Origin of the sequence: Paenibacillus sp. USHLN196, assembly GCF_037144955.1 — a bacterium.
GTDB classification, from domain to species: domain Bacteria; phylum Bacillota; class Bacilli; order Paenibacillales; family Paenibacillaceae; genus Paenibacillus; species Paenibacillus xylanexedens_C.
In genome coordinates this window covers 604,852-623,839 of record NZ_JBBCYH010000001.1, presented here as the reverse complement: position 1 = coordinate 623,839, position 18,988 = coordinate 604,852, and the positions used below count along the sequence as shown (strand labels likewise).

Annotated in this window: 17 protein-coding genes; 12 read left to right on the top strand and 5 right to left on the bottom strand. The window is 45.6% G+C overall.

Going from position 1 to position 18,988, the window contains the following annotated elements; translation table 11 throughout:
- Window positions 1–101 precede the first annotated feature (101 nt).
- The 7 genes from WFI24_RS02640 to WFI24_RS02610 all read left to right on the top strand — a co-directional run bounded on the left by WFI24_RS02640 (window position 102) and on the right by WFI24_RS02610 (window position 8,883).
- A complete protein-coding gene (locus tag WFI24_RS02640) occupies window positions 102–1,787 on the top strand; it encodes a hypothetical protein (RefSeq protein ID WP_336758531.1) in 1,686 nt (561 codons plus the stop codon).
- A 158-nt stretch (window positions 1,788–1,945) separates the two neighbouring features.
- The gene (locus WFI24_RS02635; protein ID WP_221821779.1) at window positions 1,946–2,368 is read left to right on the top strand and encodes a cell wall hydrolase; all 423 of its coding nucleotides are present in this window, start codon (window positions 1,946–1,948) and stop codon (window positions 2,366–2,368) included.
- Between the two features lie 75 nt (window positions 2,369–2,443).
- The gene (gene gerQ, locus WFI24_RS02630; protein WP_442956190.1) at window positions 2,444–2,902 is read left to right on the top strand and encodes a spore coat protein GerQ; all 459 of its coding nucleotides are present in this window, start codon (window positions 2,444–2,446) and stop codon (window positions 2,900–2,902) included.
- Window positions 2,903–3,104: 202 nt separating this feature from the next.
- Window positions 3,105–4,685: a sigma-70 family RNA polymerase sigma factor gene (locus tag WFI24_RS02625; protein WP_336758528.1), complete on the top strand. Its 1,581-nt coding sequence runs from the start codon at window positions 3,105–3,107 to the stop codon at window positions 4,683–4,685.
- 244 nt (window positions 4,686–4,929) lie between these two features.
- On the top strand, window positions 4,930–5,469 hold the full coding sequence (locus tag WFI24_RS02620; RefSeq protein WP_336758527.1) for an RNA polymerase sigma factor: 540 nt from the start codon (window positions 4,930–4,932) through the stop codon (window positions 5,467–5,469).
- The gene (locus tag WFI24_RS02615; RefSeq protein ID WP_336758525.1) at window positions 5,450–7,090 is read left to right on the top strand and encodes a DUF4179 domain-containing protein; all 1,641 of its coding nucleotides are present in this window, start codon (window positions 5,450–5,452) and stop codon (window positions 7,088–7,090) included. Before WFI24_RS02620 ends, WFI24_RS02615 begins: the two co-directional genes overlap by 20 nt.
- Before the next feature lie 500 nt (window positions 7,091–7,590).
- Window positions 7,591–8,883: a hemolysin family protein gene (locus WFI24_RS02610; protein WP_145324090.1), complete on the top strand. Its 1,293-nt coding sequence runs from the start codon at window positions 7,591–7,593 to the stop codon at window positions 8,881–8,883.
- Between the two features lie 68 nt (window positions 8,884–8,951).
- Here the strand turns inward: WFI24_RS02610 and WFI24_RS02605 are convergent, their stop codons facing one another.
- Entirely contained in the window at window positions 8,952–9,602 is a 651-nt protein-coding gene (locus WFI24_RS02605) for a hypothetical protein (protein WP_336758523.1), read from the bottom strand.
- Between the two features lie 232 nt (window positions 9,603–9,834).
- Here WFI24_RS02605 and WFI24_RS02600 point away from each other — a divergent pair, with 232 nt between their 5' ends.
- On the top strand, window positions 9,835–10,347 hold the full coding sequence (locus tag WFI24_RS02600) for a hypothetical protein (protein WP_336758522.1): 513 nt from the start codon (window positions 9,835–9,837) through the stop codon (window positions 10,345–10,347).
- A gap of 2 nt (window positions 10,348–10,349) precedes the next feature.
- On the opposite strand, the gene WFI24_RS02595 is transcribed toward WFI24_RS02600, so the two are convergent.
- From WFI24_RS02595 to WFI24_RS02580, 4 genes are all read right to left on the bottom strand, one after another.
- A complete protein-coding gene (locus WFI24_RS02595; protein ID WP_336758520.1) occupies window positions 10,350–11,303 on the bottom strand; it encodes a hypothetical protein in 954 nt (317 codons plus the stop codon).
- Complete coding sequence (locus WFI24_RS02590; RefSeq protein ID WP_336758517.1) at window positions 11,281–11,871, bottom strand: RNA polymerase sigma factor; 591 nt, start codon at window positions 11,869–11,871, stop codon at window positions 11,281–11,283. Before WFI24_RS02590 ends, WFI24_RS02595 begins: the two co-directional genes overlap by 23 nt.
- Before the next feature lie 247 nt (window positions 11,872–12,118).
- Window positions 12,119–13,351 (bottom strand): aminopeptidase, encoded by a 1,233-nt coding sequence (locus tag WFI24_RS02585; RefSeq protein ID WP_336758515.1) that lies wholly within the window; start codon window positions 13,349–13,351, stop codon window positions 12,119–12,121.
- An 89-nt stretch (window positions 13,352–13,440) separates the two neighbouring features.
- Window positions 13,441–14,673: an aminopeptidase gene (locus WFI24_RS02580; protein WP_145321925.1), complete on the bottom strand. Its 1,233-nt coding sequence runs from the start codon at window positions 14,671–14,673 to the stop codon at window positions 13,441–13,443.
- Window positions 14,674–14,883: 210 nt separating this feature from the next.
- Here WFI24_RS02580 and WFI24_RS02575 point away from each other — a divergent pair, with 210 nt between their 5' ends.
- The 4 genes from WFI24_RS02575 (at window position 14,884) to fumC (ending at window position 18,858) form a co-directional block, all read left to right on the top strand.
- A complete protein-coding gene (locus WFI24_RS02575; protein ID WP_442956182.1) occupies window positions 14,884–15,156 on the top strand; it encodes a hypothetical protein in 273 nt (90 codons plus the stop codon).
- Window positions 15,157–15,336: 180 nt separating this feature from the next.
- Window positions 15,337–16,146: an MBL fold metallo-hydrolase gene (locus tag WFI24_RS02570; protein ID WP_336758511.1), complete on the top strand. Its 810-nt coding sequence runs from the start codon at window positions 15,337–15,339 to the stop codon at window positions 16,144–16,146.
- Between the two features lie 179 nt (window positions 16,147–16,325).
- Window positions 16,326–17,336 (top strand): aldose 1-epimerase, encoded by a 1,011-nt coding sequence (locus tag WFI24_RS02565; RefSeq protein WP_336758509.1) that lies wholly within the window; start codon window positions 16,326–16,328, stop codon window positions 17,334–17,336.
- 133 nt (window positions 17,337–17,469) lie between these two features.
- Complete coding sequence (gene fumC, locus WFI24_RS02560) at window positions 17,470–18,858, top strand: class II fumarate hydratase (RefSeq protein WP_336758508.1); 1,389 nt, start codon at window positions 17,470–17,472, stop codon at window positions 18,856–18,858.
- Window positions 18,859–18,988: the final 130 nt, after the last annotated feature.

Sequence of the window (18,988 nt, the reverse complement as noted above, 5' to 3'; positions counted from 1 at the left end):
ATAAATGTGATTTTACAACAGTATAAGAATGGAGGGAGTATATGTTCGGGAAACAATCCCGGAAAGTATTTTGGCTGTTACTGCTGATCGGAGGGATGATAATGATAGGGAACGAGTCACCTGCTGAAGCTGACGGCGTGGATATACGGGCGGCCTGGGTATGGCAGGCGCAGTCTGTTAGCAACGGAGACGAGCTGCTGGAGAACGCAGCTAAACATAAGATCAACCGGCTGTACGTGAATGTGGACATGACGCTGTCCAAGGAGGTATACCAGACGTTTATATCCAAAGCAAGTCGTGCGGGTATTGCAGTTGAAGCGCTGGGCGGCGATCCATCCTGGGCGGTCAATGGGCGTGAAGGCCCCATGCTCAGGTTAGCCTCGTGGGTAAGTGAGTACAATCAGGCTGTGGAGTCCAATGAGCGATTTGATGCCATACATCTGGATATCAAGCCCTATGTGTTACCAGACTGGAAAGAAGATGCCAAGCCACTGGTTCAATCCTGGGTGGCCAATATGAATCTGTTATTTGATCAAGTGAGGCAGGATGGTGCAGTTGCAGTGAATGTTGACCTGCCATTTTGGCTTGATTCGTACACCGTCACAGGTAATAGAACTTCTGAGGATGCAGATAACGAACCACTGTCACGTTGGTTTATTGATCGAGTGGATCATGTCACTTTACTGGCCTACCGTGATAACGCGCAAGGTAACAATGGTATCATTCGTTTAATTGAACAGGAAATGAACTGGGCGGATGCGAGCAACACGAGTGTCACGGTGGGTTTGAACACCAAACCTATGCCTGGTGAAGAGTTCACGACATTTGCTGGTAAAGGTGCAACGCAACTGGAAGCTGTCATTGGAGAAGTTGCCTCCGCATTTGGCGAACATACTTCCTACGCCGGTTCAGCTGTACATGACATTGTATACTGGGGACAATTGGAGCCGACAGAACTGCCATCACCGGAGATTCCATCCAATCAGCCAGAAATTCGGGGAACATATATCTGGGAGGCCTCTCAGGTGACGAATGACGGAGGGGAACACATACTAGAGTTTGCGAGAGAGCAGAACATTAACTGGCTGTATGTCCGGTTGGATCTGGATCAACCCTATTCCAGTTACCGCGGTTTTGTGAAGCGGGCAAAAGCCCAAGGTATTGAAATACACGCGATGGGGGGACACCCGATCTGGGGTAAAAAGGAGAATCGTCCACGGATACAGCGCTTGATTGATTATGTGAAAAATTACAACGCTGAATCCGAGCCGGATGAACAATTTGAAGGCATCCATCTGGATATTGAGCCTTACACCTTGCCGGAATGGGAGAGCAATCGGGATATCCTATTGACCGAATGGGCTGCCAATATTACATTTTTCCAGGAAGAGACGAAGAAGGACAGTGATCTCGAAACGAGTGCAGATCTTGCTGTATGGCTAGATACTTTCCCGTTGCCGGGCAAAGATATGTCAGTGACGGAGTTTATGATTGATACACTCGATCATGTGTCGATGATGGCATTCCGTAACCAAGCGGACGGTTCCAATGGCATTGCTGCTATAGTAGGTCAGGAGATGGAGATCGCCGATCGTCTGGGTAAAAGGTTGATGATTTCGGTGGAAATGAAGGAGAACCACGAAGGTCCTCATATTTCATTTTATGAGAAGGGGGCGGCAGAGATGGAACTTCAACTTGCCAAGCTTCCGGATCTGCTGGCTGAATATCAGGCATACCAAGGAAATATTGTACATGCCTATGATTACTGGATTGAAGCCAAGCCTTGAACAGGCGAGTAATATAAGAAATAACTTGCTACGGGACTTCACTTTGAGTGAGGTTCCGGGCTTTTTTTTATGGAAAAAAGATGGATCGTGTCACCAAATGGGCTCCTGCACAATACGATGTACGGTGATGAACAGCTGAAACAAGGGAGGTAACGACTATGGCTGTTATTAAAGCCAACTCAGAGGATGTCAAGTTATTGGCTAGGCTCATGAGGGCAGAGGCTGAAGGTGACGGCGAACAGGGTATGTTGCTTGTGGGCAATGTAGGTGTGAACCGGGTGCTGGTGGATTGTCTGGATTTTAAGGATATTCGCGATATCAATCGTATGGTATTCCAGAATCCAGGAGGCTACGAGTCAACACAGAAGGGGTACTTTTACCAGCGGGCAAGACAGTCCGAGATTCGTCTCGCCCAACGGGTGATCAATGGAGAGCGCATCTGGCCAGCGAGCAATTCATTGTGGTTTTTCCGACCTGTGGGCGACTGCCCACCAACGTGGTATAACCAGCCAAATACAGGACGTTTCAAAGCGCATTGTTTCTTCAGTCCGACAGGCGATGACTGTCCGGAAGTATATTAAATTTTGGGAGGAATCACCATGATTAATCAGCCTTATCAACCTATGACTCAAACGTTGGGTCAGCAAGCGAATTCCGTGTTAGGTCAACAAGCCAATTCTCAGGTTCAAGGTACGTCTTACAAAATCGGTAACGGAATGCCTGCCATGTCACCAACGCCAGGGATGGTATCGCCAAGCTCCACAAGTGTACCCCCACTCGTATCCAGTGGAAGCCCAATGACACCGACGGGTGCAGTGATTACGACAACGGCTCCACAGTTTGAGCAGTCATACATTGAGAATATTTTGCGACTGAATCTCGGGAAATTCGGTACATTCTACATGACATATGAAGGTAACAAAGAATGGAACGCTCGCATATTCCAAGGTATTATTGAAGCAGCGGGCCGTGACCATATTATCATCAGCGACCCGAAGACAGGAAGACGGATCATGCTGTTGATGGTCAACTTCGATTATGCTACATTTGATGAGCCATTGTTGTATCAATATCCAGGAGTGATAGGCAATTACCCACAAGCTCCAAGCAGATGATCATTGGCGCTTCATCATTTTGATTGATATTTGATATGGATAACACATAATGAACTACGAGCTGTCCTGAATGTGGAGGTATTCCACAGACGGGACGGCTTTTTACATAAATGATTAAGTCATACGTAACCTTTGGATAATAACATGGCACTTATATATGAATAGAACAAGCAGCATGTCTATATGAAAGGAGTCCATAGCATTGAAGTCATGGATTGAAGCAGCAATGAAAGGCGAACCCGAAGCATACGAACAACTGGTATCCCAATATCGCGGGATGGCTCTTGCTGTTGCCTACAATCGTTTAGGAGATACATTTTGGGCTGAAGATGTCGTACAGGAGGCTTTTACTGAAGCCTTTGGTAATCTGTCCAAGCTGGAGGCCCCGGAGGCTTTTCCTGGATGGTTCAAGGTGATCGTGGAGAGGCAGTGTTATCGCTGGCTAAGGCGCAAGCAGCATACCACGATTCCCGTTCAGGAGCTGGAGCATGTATTCCAGGAAGAGGGTCAGGCGCATAATCCAGAAGAACAAGCGATGCAAAACGAAATGCATCGTACGATGCGTGATTCTATTGCAATGCTGCCATCATCGATGCGAATTGCGGTTGAACTGTTTTATTTAGAGGGATACTCGCTGAAGGAAATATCAGAATTTCTAGGTGTCAACGTAGCTGCATTAAAGAAGAGACTGTTCGATGCACGTTCCAAACTTAAGCGCTCTATGCCAGTGAGGAATTTGGTCTCTATGTTTAACGATTTGTATGAAGGGGGAAAAGGTATGCTGCACATTATGAATGGGGATCACGCTGCCAATCGTTTAAGAGAGAGTGGAATTCAGGGAGACATCCTGGTGTGGAGAGAGTTGTATACGTTCGGCCCGGTTGCCAAAGATATGTCGGTTGCGAAGAAGAGGAAAAACCGGGCATCCGTGCTAGAGCAACAATTGGGCATCCCACAGATAGAATATTTGCAGATCGAGGAGCTTGAACGCAAGTTACATTCGTTTCAACAATATAAGGAAATTGTCTTATGGTTCGAATACGATCTCTATGATCAGACGATGTTATCTTACCTATTGCATTATTTCAAAGGACAAGCGCTCCAGAATACGAAACTGAATCTGCTCTGCATTGACTCGTATCCAGAGATCGAGCACTTTAGGGGACTGGGTCAACTTACCTCGACACAGATCGGAAGCCTGTCCGGAAGCTGGCATGTGATTGACACAGACGAGCTACAAGCAGGTGCACAGTTCTGGGAGGCCTATACGTCTAATGATTTCCGGCAGCATCTGGATTACTTGCGAGTAGATAATACGGTACTTCCCTTTGCAGATGCAGCATTCAAGGCCCACTTGTCCCGTCTGCCATCTGTGTCGAATGGCCTGGGAGTCATTGAGCAGACGACACTGGAGACCATTAGAGCGGGTGTAGATCGTCCACATCCTTTGTTTCGTGAGGTGGGGGACAAGCTGCATATTCTCGGAATGGGCGACCTTGAATACTGGGCACATCTGAGGCGGATGACAGAAGGACCTCATGCCCTTCTTCAGATGAGCGGTGCAACCACTTTCCCTAATTTCAAGCAGCATGATGAAAAATTCCGTGACGGAGTCCTGTCGCTAACGGAACTCGGCATTCAGGTGTTGGATGAAGAAGTCGATTGGGCTCTGCTGAAGCAGGATGAGTTATGGATCGGCGGGTTGCATATTGAAGCTGGCAGGCAAGCCCGTTGGCGCTGGAATCCAGCTTCGGAGAGCGTAGTGGAGATGGAGTCAATATAGAGGAATAGAGGATAAGAGTCATAAGAACAGTTCATTAAAAAGAGAGTATCCCGCCATGATGAAGCATGTGTGGGATGCTCTCTTTCGGTTACTTTAATATATAAATTAGAAGGTAGCAAATAAGCTCTCTTTTTTGGTTTTTAACTGGAGTCTAGCGAGTTAGAATAGACGCGATTAAAAAAAGTGAATAATTGTCCATCCTAATGTGTCTATAATATATCTCAACAAGAAAGGAGTGCCGGGGGTGACCGAGCATGAACTATTCCATAAGTATAACAAAGATGTATATCGCACTTGTCTGTATATGCTGAAGAATATCCAAGATGCAGAGGATGTATGTCATGATGTGTTTATTACTGTATTCCGTCAGGATTGGAGAAATGTGACGTATCTAAAAACTTGGATTATGCGTATCGCCATGAATCATTGTCTTAACATCATTCGAAAGAACAAAGTAAAAAATGAGAACCGAAACAAGCTACAATTGCTGCATGAACAAAAAGTCCTTACCACAGATCCGGTTGATACGATCGTGATGGCTAAGCTTTCATTTGCTGAATTGGAGGAACAGTTGCAGAAATTACCAGACAAGCTGCTTAGTGTAGTAATCTTGCGATATATTGGCGATCTCACGATTGCCGAGATTGCAGAGACTTTAAAGATACGTCAAGGCACAGTTCGGACAAGACTGCATAAGGCTCTTAAGCTGATGCGAAAAAAACTGGAGAACTACGAGAAGGTTAAAATGAGAGGAGATAGTACTTATGAATTCAATAGAATATAAAGTTAAAAATCATATGAAGCATTCTAATCCATTGGAGTATCCGGATTTCGATAAAATGTTCAACAGTATTCAAATGGGAGAGCCGAGACTAATCGATGAGATTACTAATAGGCCGCAACGACGGAACATGAAGGCAGCGATCGTCTTGGGTGTATCTGTAGCTGTCATGGCAACTCCCGTATATGCAGCCTTCCAATACGATTGGAGTGATGTCTTGTCCAACAAGTCAGGTATTAATACGTCTCTTCAAGCTGGGTATGGCCAGCTCATTGAACAAAGCGTAACAGCTCATGGAGTTACATTGATGGTACATAACGCGTTTGTAGATGATAACCGGACCGTACTCCTGTATACAGTGAAACCAGAATTAAAAACAGAAGGACAAGAGATCAGATATGATCAAATGGTCCTTAAGGATAGCCATGGAACGCCTATCGAAGGGCACTACTATCAACAATGGAACGAAGAGCAGGGCGTGTTTCAAGGATATTTCGAGACAGACTGGGTTATGGAAGAGAAACAATCTGACCTTCAGTTCTCCATTACAGATGTTCGGTACTTGCAAGATCTTCAGGAGGAGATTACCCTAAACCCTCAAGATTCGAGCACGCAGAAGTTTAATATACAGAAAAATGGGATAGAAGCAGTAGAAGTTCAATCTTTTGAATATGCTGAAGGTCAAATTATGATTAATTCCGCAGTAACCTTCACAGATCCAGAGATGAAGGGACAGACCTGGGCAAGAATTATGGCTTATGATCAAAAAGAAGACGTTATAAAGGAAATAGAAAGTCCTGTCTATGGTACAGGGGGGGCATCGAGTGAGTACTCTAGCAGACAGATATTTAACGAACAGCAGTTTAAAAAAGGGGACCGCTTCACCTTCGCATATACTCATGAAAAAGAACGGACGGAAGGCACATGGAGCTTGAATCTATCCTTATCACGTCAACAGATGGATACGGGCACATATAAGGAGAAGATGGATATTCCATTGCATTCTTTACCGGAGGAGGCAAGTATAAGTGGATTGGTAGTAACACCAACACAAATTCGAGTATCGATTGATCATCAGGAAGACTATTATAGGTTGCCTTACCGGACTTATCAATTGGAAGTCAACGGCGAGATTATGGATGGCTATGTTTCTCTTGATGGTAAGATGGATCCGAATCGAACAGAACTGCGGTTTGAGCAGTCGGATTCCATTCTCATGGATGTAAGTTCTCTATCCGGAAAACCGATGACTTTAATCGCTAAGGATCGAGTGGATGAGCATGCAGGGAGTAAGGCTTCTATTCGTCTAACGGATATTTCTACGCATTCACAGACCGTTACAAGCAATTATGAAGGGTATCCTTTAATCTGGACCTATTATATTAAGGACGGTAACCTGTACGTAGAATCTAAAAGCCCAGATACCAATTTCGGCGGCATTAACCAAACTTATTTTCTTGATAGGGAAGAAAAACATTACTTAATACCGCTATATTTCACTGACTCGGACAATAAGCATATCGAGATGTACAAAGATTTCAAGGGCAAAGATCTAGATCTGTACGTATGGAATTACACTACAAAAAATCCGGATGAAGAATGGAGAATTAACCTCAAAGAGTAATTACTTACGGCAACTGAGTACAGAATCATGTATTCAACTAAGGGAACAGGAGTACGAAAATCGTGGAGCAGTCTGAAGGTTGATAGGCTGCTCCTTTTTCGTTGAGCACTAGCGGCATTCTTAGAGCAAGGGGGCCCTTGATACTGATGAATGGATGGGTACCTCAAGACATGTGATTAAAACCTAAGGGGAGTAATCCGTTATTTATTTCTAAAATGTTAAAAAAACAGCGTAATCGAGACTTTTGTAAAAGAAATAAGGCGTTTGTGCCATTTCGTTGTCATAGGACACGGATTGACTGTGTAGTGTAGAATTATATAATAAAAGAAGCATATCTTTGTTATTCGACAGAACACGGTGGAGGTGGAAGCATTGGGAAGTTGAAACTGCATATGAACGGCAGAATGGCAAATATCCTACATTTTCGAAGGAGGTGGACCTATTTGCCGAAGAATGACGGCGAATAGGATGACAATTTGAGTGACCCCTTACCGAGTATTATGAATTTAGTATTAATTGGTTTGCTTGTATTAATGAATGGTTTCTTTGTGTCTGCGGAATTCGCGATGGTGAAGGTTCGTGGAAGCCGGATTGAGGCTTTGGTGGAAACAGGAAACAAAAATGCCATCTATGCTTCCAATATCGTACGCAATCTGGACGCGTACTTGTCTGCTTGTCAATTAGGTATAACTCTGGCATCACTGGGACTTGGGTGGCTGGGTGAACCGGCGATTGCACACCTGTTAGAACCTATGTTTACCGCATTGGGATTGGGTCCGGTCTATGTACATGGGATATCCATTGCCATTGCATTTGTAATTATTACAATCTTGCATATTGTACTGGGCGAACTTGCTCCCAAGACGATGGCGATTCGCAAGTCTGAGACAATCACGCTGTGGTCTGCAGCCCTGCTAACGTTCTTCTATAAGTTAATGTATCCATTCATCTGGGCACTGAACGGTATGGCTAATGGCTTGCTGAGAATGTTCCGAATGGCACCTGCTTCGGAGGTTGACGATGCGCATAGCGAAGATGAAATACGTATTCTGATGAAAGAAAGCAATAAGAGCGGTTTAATTGACAATACTGAATTAGCACTTGTTGATAATATATTTGATTTTACGGATACAACCGCCCGTGAAATTATGATTCCGCGGACGGAAATGATCTGTCTGAATGCCAATCAGTCCATGCTGGAGAATCTGGAGATTGCCAGTGAAAGCATGAGAACCCGGTATCCGGTATATAACGGAGACAAGGATCATATTATCGGCTTTATCCACATTAAGGATCTGATGCGATCCCAACTTACGGATACCATCTCCGTAATCCGGCCCATTCTGGCTGTGCCAGATACCACGCTGATCAGTGATCTGCTCAAGCGTATGCAGCGTAGCAAGACACAGATTGCTATACTGATTGATGAGTACGGAGGAACTTCCGGGCTTGTCACACTGGAAGATATCATGGAAGAGATTGTAGGCGAGATTCAGGATGAGTTCGATCAGGAGCGACCTGTCATCGAGCAAGTGGATGAGATGGAATACTCCATTGATGGATTGATGCTGATTGAAGAAGTCAGTGAACGATTCGGACTCGAGATGGATCGTGCCGATTACGATACCATTGGAGGCTGGCTATACTCTAGAGTAGATGCGATTCCACCCCAGATCGGTCAATCAGTTGAGTATGGTGGGTATGTATTTGTCATTCAAGAGACAGAGCATAAGCGAATTTCTCGTGTCAATGTGATTAAGCTTGAACTGTTGGTTGAAGAGGAAGGCGCTTAGCCAGATCAAAATTGTAATGAATGAAGCTGTATGGTGGCGTAATGTCATCGTACAGCTTCTTTGCATGCTCATGATTCTTTGGGTGCATGAATGACAATATCGGCATAACGGTTCTCCGTGACCAAGCTATTTTTGATATAAATTCGCTTATAAGTGACGTAAACATTTTCTCCAGGAGCGAGATCATGCTGGATATTCAATTTTTTTCGAGTAGATTTGGTTGTTGTCGGTGTCTTGATGGTGATGATGGCATACATATGCGTATCGACGAAAGTAACCTCGTAAGAATTGTAAGCCCTCACCTTAGTAGTGGATAACACCGGATTTTGCTTATACTGGGTCAGATGATCATTCACCATACCAAGTGTTACGGGTAACACATAAAACAGAAGTGCCAAAGGCAGAAGGAAGAAAGCAATCCCGAACACACGTAAGGTTTTGACATGGGAAAGGGTACGGCCACTCTGTTTGAGGAAAAGAACAGCAAGGATGGGGGACAGTACAAGTACCCAGATCACAAAGGGCAATGCATAGCGGTCAATCCCCATACTTATCCAGCTTTCTCGGGCTGTAGCCAATAAATATATTAAGGTCCCGACGGTAAGCACACTCATCAGGATAACAAGCCGACGTTTGAACGCGCTGGAAACTTCGATGTGTAATTCATTTGGATTGGAGCTGTGACGATGCCTTCTGGATTTGAATTGAAGTTTACTCAAGTTATACACCTCATTTGCAAATCTAGATGGTTAATATGCTTCCGTGCATACATTACCCAATACATACGGACTGGAATAATTTAGGTTTCACAATGCTGGAAATGTATAAAAAAGACAAAAGACGCTTCCGACAGAAATATCGGAGCGTCTAAATTTTTTTGAAACCTGTCACCCGATCCGTCCGTTTATACCCTTACACAAAATCAAGTATGGAAGCGGAGGATGGATCAATATGCGGAAAATGAAAACGAAGAGTGCATCATCTATACTAAGAATTACCCTTGCTGCCTTGTTAATGGTGCCAGCGATCCTGGCTATATCTACGGCCGAATCAGCCGTTGCAAGTCCGGTTATTAACGTGTCCTCTGGTGCACTTACACCTCCACCGCCGCCAGAACCATCCATCCAATCGTTTGCTACCACTCGGGAACGAGGACATATCTATCAGGCGGTCGGTGCAATTATCCCTGGAGGAGGCCTGTCCGCCATCGTCAATACAAAGACCACGACATATGTAGAAGTGAAGACACTTTCCGTAGATTATCGACTTGAGCGCTGGACAGGAACAGCATGGGTAACTTTTAAAACCAATTCCAACAATGCAACGAATACAAACTTACTGAATGCCACATCGGATTGGACCGTTATGCCAGGATATTATTATCGCGTTACCAGTATTCATACAGCGTATGATGGAAGCACCACTGATACAATCAAACATGTCTCTGGCACCGTGTTATTTTGATCTTATCGACGGGTGCTGCCGGGAAACTTCTGCTCTTGAAAATCGTTGGCAATAGCAGTCATTTCTTCTTCCGAAAGGGTGCCAAACAGACTCATATTGTTGGAACCCATCATCCACTGAAAGGAGTTATAGGGTGGGCCGATATACATCAGTGCTTCCGTGCCGTCCGCCAGCTTTACGGTGCTCATATCACGTAGCATGGCCCCTTCAATTTTCTCCCCAGGCATGACATAGACATAATCAAACTGGATGATCTCATCCTCTATGCTCTTGCCTTCACTGGTATATTGAACTCTCATTTGTGTGGACTCATAATAATCGTCTGGATTCACAGGGTTTTCCGTATCGAGCACGAGTTCGAATTTGACCTTGTTGAATCTCTCGGGAATGGCCTTGGATAACAGAAAGTCACCCATGAACCCTTCGCGTGCGATCTCTTCCGTAACAAGTACTGGACGAAGAAGGTGGCTCGATAACTCATACGAAGGTGTATTCAGAGCCTCTTCTTCTTGTGCTTTAAGAATGTCGTCTAAGCTGGTTTCCGGTGGTGGTGGCGTTTTGGCTGTTGACGGATCAGCCCCCAGATGGGTAGTGCGATCCTCGATGATAATGGATTTCATGCCATTGCCCCAATCCTTGATGGATTGCACAAAAGGGGAAACGGCTTGTGTTCCAGAAGGCAAACTGAATATGACCGCTCCGATCATTACAGATGCAGCGACTACGACAGACAGTCGTAAAGTACGTATTCTTTTTTTACGTAAACCGATTCTGTTAATTTCCTTGTGTACCTTCTGCCACGATTGCTTCATAGATTCGGTATGGGAAGCGGAAGGGGCAGAGACAGCCTGATGGAAAGCTTCGTCAAAAGCCAAGTCAAACGCAGCGTCGAAATATTCGTCTTCCAGCTCTGAATCAAATCGCTCCACATGCTTATCGGACTTGCCGTTGCTCAATGCTTCCACCCCATTCCTTATGTAATTTCTTCTTGATACTGCCGCGGGCTCTGAACAAGCGTTGCTTCACAATGTCTTCGGAGGTGTCCAGCAGCTCGGCCATCTCCCGGTAGGAGAGACCTTTTTTCCACCGTAACTCCACCAATACACGATATTCCGGTTTGAGCTGTCCGAGATAATATTCAATGGACTCTTCCATCATCTGCGTCTCCACCATGCTTTCTACGGAAGCTGCTGTCTGATTCATCGTCTCCATATCTATAAAAACACTATCCGTGTCCAATTGGTTACGGTTATTTTTATTTTTTCTCAGATAATTAATAGCTGTGTTCCGCGTGACGACTTTGAGCCAAGCTTTCAGTTTGACCTCGTCTTCGAAGAGGGGTTTGTTTTTGATGATTTTGATAAAAGCTTCCTGAATAATATCTTCTGCTGCAGCACGTTCCTTGATGATATAAACGATAAGACCATGTACCATATTATAATATTCATAATACACTTCTTCCTGAAGTACAGATCCTAAATTATGGAAATCTGAGGCGAGTAGTAACTGGAGCCGATTGGCCATTTTGTTCTCCTTTCTGGTGAACATTCCACAAACATTGGTATCATTACATTTTACAACATAATATGGAAACGATACAATGGGAGGTTGGTCCGAGAAAAACCAAATGAGGAGAGTACGTGTAGCCTCGGGGACAGTTTGCAGAAAATTAATAAAAGGCTGTCTTGCCAACCGTGAACACATGGTTGCAAGACAGCCTTTACGACTGTTCAGTGAAAATGCATTACGGGAGAGAACTCATCCGTATCCGTTAGAATGCCCAGTCTCCCTTAAGGAAGATAGCTTCACGTTCGCCGCTTGCCGTGATGCCGTAGATGTCTGTCTCGGGAGAGCCCATCATGAAGTCCACATGAGTGATGCTGGTGTTCATGCCACGGGCTGCAAGTTCTTCCGGAGACATCGTTTTGCCACCTTCGATATTGAATGCATAGGAACTGCCGATCGCAAGGTGGCACGACGCATTCTCATCATACAATGTAGTGTAATACAGGATGCCGCTCTCGGAGATCGGGGAATGGAAGGGAACCAAAGCAACTTCGCCAAGGTAGTGCGACCCTTCATCCATGGAGATAAGTCTTTCCAGCGTATCCTGACCTTCTTCAGCATGAAAATCGATGATGCGTCCGTTCTCGAATGTGAGTGAAAAACGATCAATGATACTGCCGCCATAACTGAGCGGTTTGGTGCTGGACACCTTACCGTTAACGCCATGCTTGGCTGGGGCGGTGAATACTTCCTCTGTCGGGATATTGGCAACAAAAGGTGTACCTTGCTCATTCACACTACCCGCCTGCGCCCAGATATGACCTTCTGGAAGCTCGACAGTAAGATCCGTCCCCGGAGAGAGGAAGTGCAGTGCCTGGTACTTCTTGTTATTCAGTGCAACGGCTTTGGTCTCCAGTCGTTCGATGTGCTGTTCCCAAGCTGCTACAGGGTCCTCCAGATCGGCTCTCACCGCAGCAAAAATGGCTTCCCACAACTGGCTAACCTGCTCAGCAGCAGGGAGATCCGGAAATACTTTGGCTGCCCAATCCGGTGAAGGGCAAGCTACGCCAGTCCAGCTCATTTTATCCGCCTGCTGATACTGACGGTACTTGGCCATTGCCTGACCAAATGTACGCTGATGGGTCGAGATCCGCTCCGGGTCAATCCCTTTCATCAGGTCCGGGCTGGATGATAATACCGTCAGGAAGGCTGCATTATTGGCTGCCAGTTCTTCAAGCTCCGCCGCATGCCATTTGGGTGGCTCTTGGAATGATTCCTCAGGAGCCATTTCAAACCGTAAGCGATTTACGGTTTCATCTCCGTATTTTACAATAACCTGCTTGGCGCCAGCTTCGTATCCCTTGCGCACCAGCAAGCGTACGAATTCAGCGGTATCAATCATCGCACTGATAACAAATACTTGCCCGGGCTGAACGTTAGCCCCTACTCTTACAGCAAGTTCAGCGTAACGATCCAGTTTTTGTTCAAAACTTAACATATGTGTTCCCTCCAATGATTGAATGTCGATCTGTTGACGCAGGAAAGAGAGGAGTAAAAACTCCTCTCTCCTAATCACATCAAACCGTTTTAAAATGCCCAGTTTCCTTGCAGGAAGATCGGCTCTTCCGCGCCTTCGGAGGTCACGCCGTGGATGTTCATTTCTCCGGATCCAATCATGAAGTCTACATGAGTGAGACTGGAGTTCATACCACGTTCAATCAACTCTTCTTTGGACATCGTTTTGCCACCTTCCAGACAGAAGGCATAGGCATTACCAATAGCCAAATGGTTGGAGGCATTTTCATCAAACAGGGTATTGTAGAACAAAATATTCGTATCGGAAATTGGTGATTGATGTGGAACAAGGGCTACCTCACCCAGATAGTGTGCACCTTCATCCATCTCGATCAGGTTTTTAAGTGCATCCAGTCCCTGCTCAGCGGTGTAATCTACAATTCGACCGTTCTCAAATGTGAGGGAGAATCCGTCAATCAGGTTGCCGCCGTAGCTCAGTGGCTTCGTGCTGCGCACTGTGCCGTTAACACCGGTTTTCAGTGGAGCTGTAAATACTTCTTCCGTAGGCATATTGGCAATAAAGACGTGCCCTTGTTCATTCACACTTCCACCGGATACCCAGATATGGCCTTCTGGAAGTTCGATGGTCAGGTCTGTGCCTGGAGCTGTGTAGTGAAGCTTTTTGTATTTCTTGTTATTCAGCAGATCAGCACGGGAATCCAGGTTTTGCAAATGGGTTTTCCATTCGGCAACAGCATCCTGCTCACCGATCCGTACCGTTTTGAAAATAACATCCCACAGGCGATCCACTTGCTGTGCTTCCGGAAGATCCGGGAACACTTTGGCTGCCCATTCAGGAGAAGGAACGGCCACGATAGACCAGCTGAATTTGTCAGCCATCTGATAAGAACGATATTTTTCAAGCGCTTTGCCGCGCACTTTCTGGCTAGTAATGATCCGTTCCTGAGCGACACCATTCAGCAGATCCGGATTCTCAGCGATGACGTGCAGTACTGCGGCGCCTTCTTCAACGAGTTCAGTCATTTCAGCAGCAAACCATTTCGGTTCAATGGAGAAAGCTTCATCAGGGGCAAGATCGTAATGAAGACGGGTAACCGATTCGTCGCTCCAGTTTACTTTAACCAATTTGGCGCCTTTACCGTAAGCGGCTTTGACGATTAGTCTTACAAAATGTGCTGCCGAGATTGGAGCGTTAACCACGAGCGTCTGTCCTGGGTGGACATTGACACCGACTTGAACAGCCAGTTCAGCATATTGCTGCAGATTCGTTTCGAAAGTATTCATGCTATTTTTTCCTCCAATGTGATAATAATATCGTAGCTTGTTGGCTATTATAGTCCTCATTACAACTATGTAAGGACTCAGAAGGGTTCCTTCATTGAATAAGGTATACGTTGCTACGATATATATTGTACAATTAACCAATAATAATTACCAAACTAGGTTTACCAAAAATGTTGGAGAACCACTGTAGATGAGAGATTAAAGGAGAGAATGATTGTGAATATTGAGATTATAAGTGCTGAAATGCGCCGTGAAGATGAAAAAAGTTTTGTGGGGAATACCGTTTTCCGTACAGAAGGTGGAAAGTCAGTGTATGAAATTACCTTCATGAGCAAGAACGGAAAAGACTGGGACTATAGCTTGCATTTCACGGAACAATCCGGAGATGAAGATGAACTGATGCGTATGGACGAGCTGCTTGAGAATGATGACGACTTGTACAATCAATTGCTTGATGCTGCATTGGAGGCATATCCGGCTTAACAGGCCGAGATGTTCTTGTTCTATTGTGGCGTGTCGATGACTATACTAGACGGTGTATGCCCGAAACAGGGTGTATACCGTCTATTTTATTGGAAATGTTGAATAGATGATCCAGAAAAGGGAAGTCTACGAGATGAATGGAACCAGAGAGACAATCCGCCTAATGGGAGGTAACCGTGAATGGCATCTGACAATCTGATAACAGAAGGGTTGACGGGGCTTGAAGAAGTCGCGCCCGATATCCTGAGTCTGCGCACACTATTCGTTAATGTCGTGTTCATCGGAGAGCCAGGAAGCAGGAACTGGGTCCTCGTGGACACCGGAATGGCGAAATTCACTGATCATATTGTTCAGATTGCAGCAGAACGTTTTCAAGGTCCACCGTCTGCGATCATATTGACTCATGGTCACTTCGACCATGTCGGAACCGTTATCGAACTGGAACAATTCTGGGGTGTACCTGTGTATGCTCACCCGCTTGAAATTCCGTATTTAACGGGGTTAAAAGACTACCCGCCAGCGGACCCTTCTGTAGGTGGAGGTCTAATGTCCAGGTTGTCATTCGCTTATCCCAATGAGGCAATCAATCTGGATGATCGGGTATTCAGCTTACCCAAAGATCATTCCGTCCCTGGCGTATCAGGATGGGAATGGGTTCATACGCCAGGTCATACCCCTGGACATGTGTCGCTTTTTCGGGAAGCTGATCGTTTGCTGATTGCGGGAGATGCGATCATCACAGTGAAGCAGGAATCGCTGTGGAGTGTGTTGCTTCAGGACAAACAGTTGCATGGCCCACCGTCTTATTTCACCACCGATTGGCATGCTGCTCATCAATCGGTTCAGCATATAAGGCATCTCGAGCCGAAACTTGTGATTACCGGGCATGGGCATGCTTTAAGCGGTGATATGCTGAGTGAGTCCCTGAAGCAGCTTGATCTGGACTTTGAAGAGAGCACTGTCCCGGAACACGGCAAATATGTGGATTGATTGAACCCTGATATGAATGGTACCCGAGACAGCCGCAGCGGATTGCAGCTGTCTTTTTTCTGCCTTTTTTGTGTTTCCATCATGAATTTGTTCTCTATCATAGATTGGTATTTTGTGCTCGGGCATGATATAGTCGAGCCGTATAATATAACCTTAGTATGCAGGAGGTACATATAACGATGACACAGCAAAACGCAGCATTTGAAGAACAATTTGGAGGGATTCCGGCCGTTTGGCTTCGTTTTAATCAATTTGAAGCGGCAGTTATTCCAAGCGTGGGTGCCAACCTCGTCGCTTTCCGTGATACAGAAAAGGGATTCCGTTACTTGAGAGAGCCGGATCAGGATCAAATGGATGAGTTCATGGCTGCACCTGCGGTCTATGGAATTCCGATTCTTTCCCCACCGAACCGTTATGAAGATGGACGTTTTCCTTGGAATGGTAAAGTCTATCAACTGCCAGTGAACGAACCCGCAACAGGCAACCATTTGCATGGGTTCTTACATGATGCCGAGTGGAAGATAGAAGGATATGGATCGGACCAGCTGGAGAGTTATGTGCTGCTTAGCCAGGACGTGAAGGAAGGACATACATTCCATCAGTACCTGCCGTTTACGTTCACGGTAACGCTTCGTTACTCTTTGAGTAGCCAAGGACTTCAGCAGCAATTGATCGTTCGTAACAACGGAAAGGAATACATGCCTAATCTGTTTGCATTCCACACCGCGATTGCTGTACCATTTGCACCGGACAGCCAATCCTCGGATTACACGGCCAAAATTACGATTGGACAACGTCGTGAATTGAATGAGCGTTCCCTGCCAACAGGACAATTTCAACCGCTTTCACCAGAAGAAGAACAGTTGAAGAAAGACGGAGTTAGTCCGTTCTTTGCGGCTATGGATAATCATTACACCGCAGAGCCTCAGAATGGACGTAACTATATGGAACTTACGGATCATCGTACTGGAGACAAACTTATATATGATGTGGGTACATCTTACAAGCACTGGATGATCTGGAACAATAACATGGGTGGCGATTTCTTCTGTCCAGAACCTCAGATGAACCTGGTTAATGCCCCGAATGTTGAAGGCATCCCGGCGGAAGAAATTGGTTTGATTGGTCTGGAGCCAGGCGAATTGTTCGAACAGACAAGCCGACTGTATCCAATTGCGTCACAAAAATAAATTCACGCTCGTTTTGCGTTGCGCTTACAATTTTGTCGAAAAGGTGAAAACCTGCTCGTAAATCATGTATAATATGACGAGATACACAAGCTTTGTAGAGACCCAAACCATTTTTTTGGAGGAGGACAAGCAAGTGGAATACCGCATTGAGAGAGATACGTTAGGCGAAATGAAAGTACCAGCCGACAGGCTGTGGGGAGCTCAGACGCAGCGCAGTAAGGAGAACTTTCCGATTGGCCGTGAACATATGCCGATGGAAGTTATACGTGCCCTTGCCATTTTGAAAAAAAGTGCTGCGGCCAGTAACCATAAATTAGGTAAATTATCTGCGGCCAAATCTGATGCGATTGCTTATGCAGCAGACGAGATTATTGCAGGTCGAATTGATGACCATTTCCCTCTGGTTGTGTGGCAGACCGGTAGCGGAACGCAATCCAATATGAATGTGAACGAAGTCATTGCTAATCTGGGTAACCAACTTCTGGAGCAGAAGGGCAAGGAAGAGCGTTTGCATCCAAATGATGACGTGAACATGTCCCAGAGCTCCAACGACACATTCCCAACGGCGCTGCATGTCGCAGGTGTTCTGGCTGTTGAAGATCAACTCTTGCCGGCCATTGCGGTATTGAAAGCCACTTTTGCAGACAAGTCGGATGCATTCAAGGATATTATCAAAATTGGACGTACTCACCTTCAGGATGCTACACCGATTACACTGGGCCAGGAGATCAGTGGTTGGGAAGCCATGCTGGGCAAGAGCGAGCGCATGATTCGTGAAAGTGTGCAGTATCTGAAGGAGCTCGCGATCGGCGGTACAGCTGTCGGAACCGGAATCAATGCACATCCTGACTTTGGGGATTTCACTGCCAAGGAGATTGGCAAGCATACAGGTAAAGATTTCGTATCTGCACCCAACAAATTCCACGCACTTACAAGTCATGATGAAGTTGTGTATGCGCACGGTGCTGTTAAAGCGCTTGCAGCAGACTTGATGAAAATCGCCAATGACGTACGCTGGTTAGCCAGTGGTCCTCGCAGTGGATTGGGAGAGATCCGGATTCCGGAGAATGAGCCAGGCAGCTCCATTATGCCAGGTAAAGTTAACCCAACTCAGAGCGAAGCCATCACCATGGTGGTGACGCAGGTCATGGGGAATGATGCAGCGATTGGTTTCGCGGCAAGCCAGGGTAATTTTGAATTGAATGTATTCAAACCGGTTATCATCTATAACTTCCTGCAATCCGTGCAACTGCTGGCGGACTCCATTATTGCGTTTAATGACAAGTGTGCGGTAGGCATCGAGCCTAACCTGGATCAGATTGAATATAATCTGAACAATTCGCTTATGCTGGTTACAGCGCTCAATCCGCACATTGGTTATGAGAATGCAGCCAAAATCGCGAAGCTTGCACATAAAGAAGGCTTGTCTTTAAAACAGGCAACGTTACAAACGGGCCTGCTTACCGAAGAGCAATTTGATCAGTATGTCGATCCAGCCAAAATGATCGCTCCAAAGGCCTAAAATCAGCCTAAATGAGGAATAAAAATCATTGATGAAGACGACCTGCCTAAGCAGGTCGTTTTTCTAATGCAAATCGATGAACTTAAAGCTTGTCAGGCTATACGTATACATATAAACTACATAAGCAACA

Bases quoted from the DNA above. Each gene is read 5' to 3' on its own strand.
- WFI24_RS02570 (WP_336758511.1), top strand. From the start codon at position 15,337: ATGGCATCTGACAATCTGATAACAGAAGGGTTGACGGGGCTTGAAGAA.
- WFI24_RS02580 (WP_145321925.1), bottom strand. From the start codon at position 14,673: ATGAATACTTTCGAAACGAATCTGCAGCAATATGCTGAACTGGCTGTT.
- WFI24_RS02640 (WP_336758531.1), top strand. From the start codon at position 102: ATGATAGGGAACGAGTCACCTGCTGAAGCTGACGGCGTGGATATACGG.
- WFI24_RS02610 (WP_145324090.1), top strand. From the start codon at position 7,591: ATGAATTTAGTATTAATTGGTTTGCTTGTATTAATGAATGGTTTCTTT.
- WFI24_RS02590 (WP_336758517.1), bottom strand. From the start codon at position 11,871: ATGGCCAATCGGCTCCAGTTACTACTCGCCTCAGATTTCCATAATTTA.
- WFI24_RS02635 (WP_221821779.1), top strand. From the start codon at position 1,946: ATGGCTGTTATTAAAGCCAACTCAGAGGATGTCAAGTTATTGGCTAGG.
- WFI24_RS02565 (WP_336758509.1), top strand. From the start codon at position 16,326: ATGACACAGCAAAACGCAGCATTTGAAGAACAATTTGGAGGGATTCCG.
- WFI24_RS02615 (WP_336758525.1), top strand. From the start codon at position 5,450: ATGAATTCAATAGAATATAAAGTTAAAAATCATATGAAGCATTCTAAT.
- WFI24_RS02600 (WP_336758522.1), top strand. From the start codon at position 9,835: ATGCGGAAAATGAAAACGAAGAGTGCATCATCTATACTAAGAATTACC.
- WFI24_RS02575 (WP_442956182.1), top strand. From the start codon at position 14,884: ATGATTGTGAATATTGAGATTATAAGTGCTGAAATGCGCCGTGAAGAT.
- WFI24_RS02585 (WP_336758515.1), bottom strand. From the start codon at position 13,351: ATGTTAAGTTTTGAACAAAAACTGGATCGTTACGCTGAACTTGCTGTA.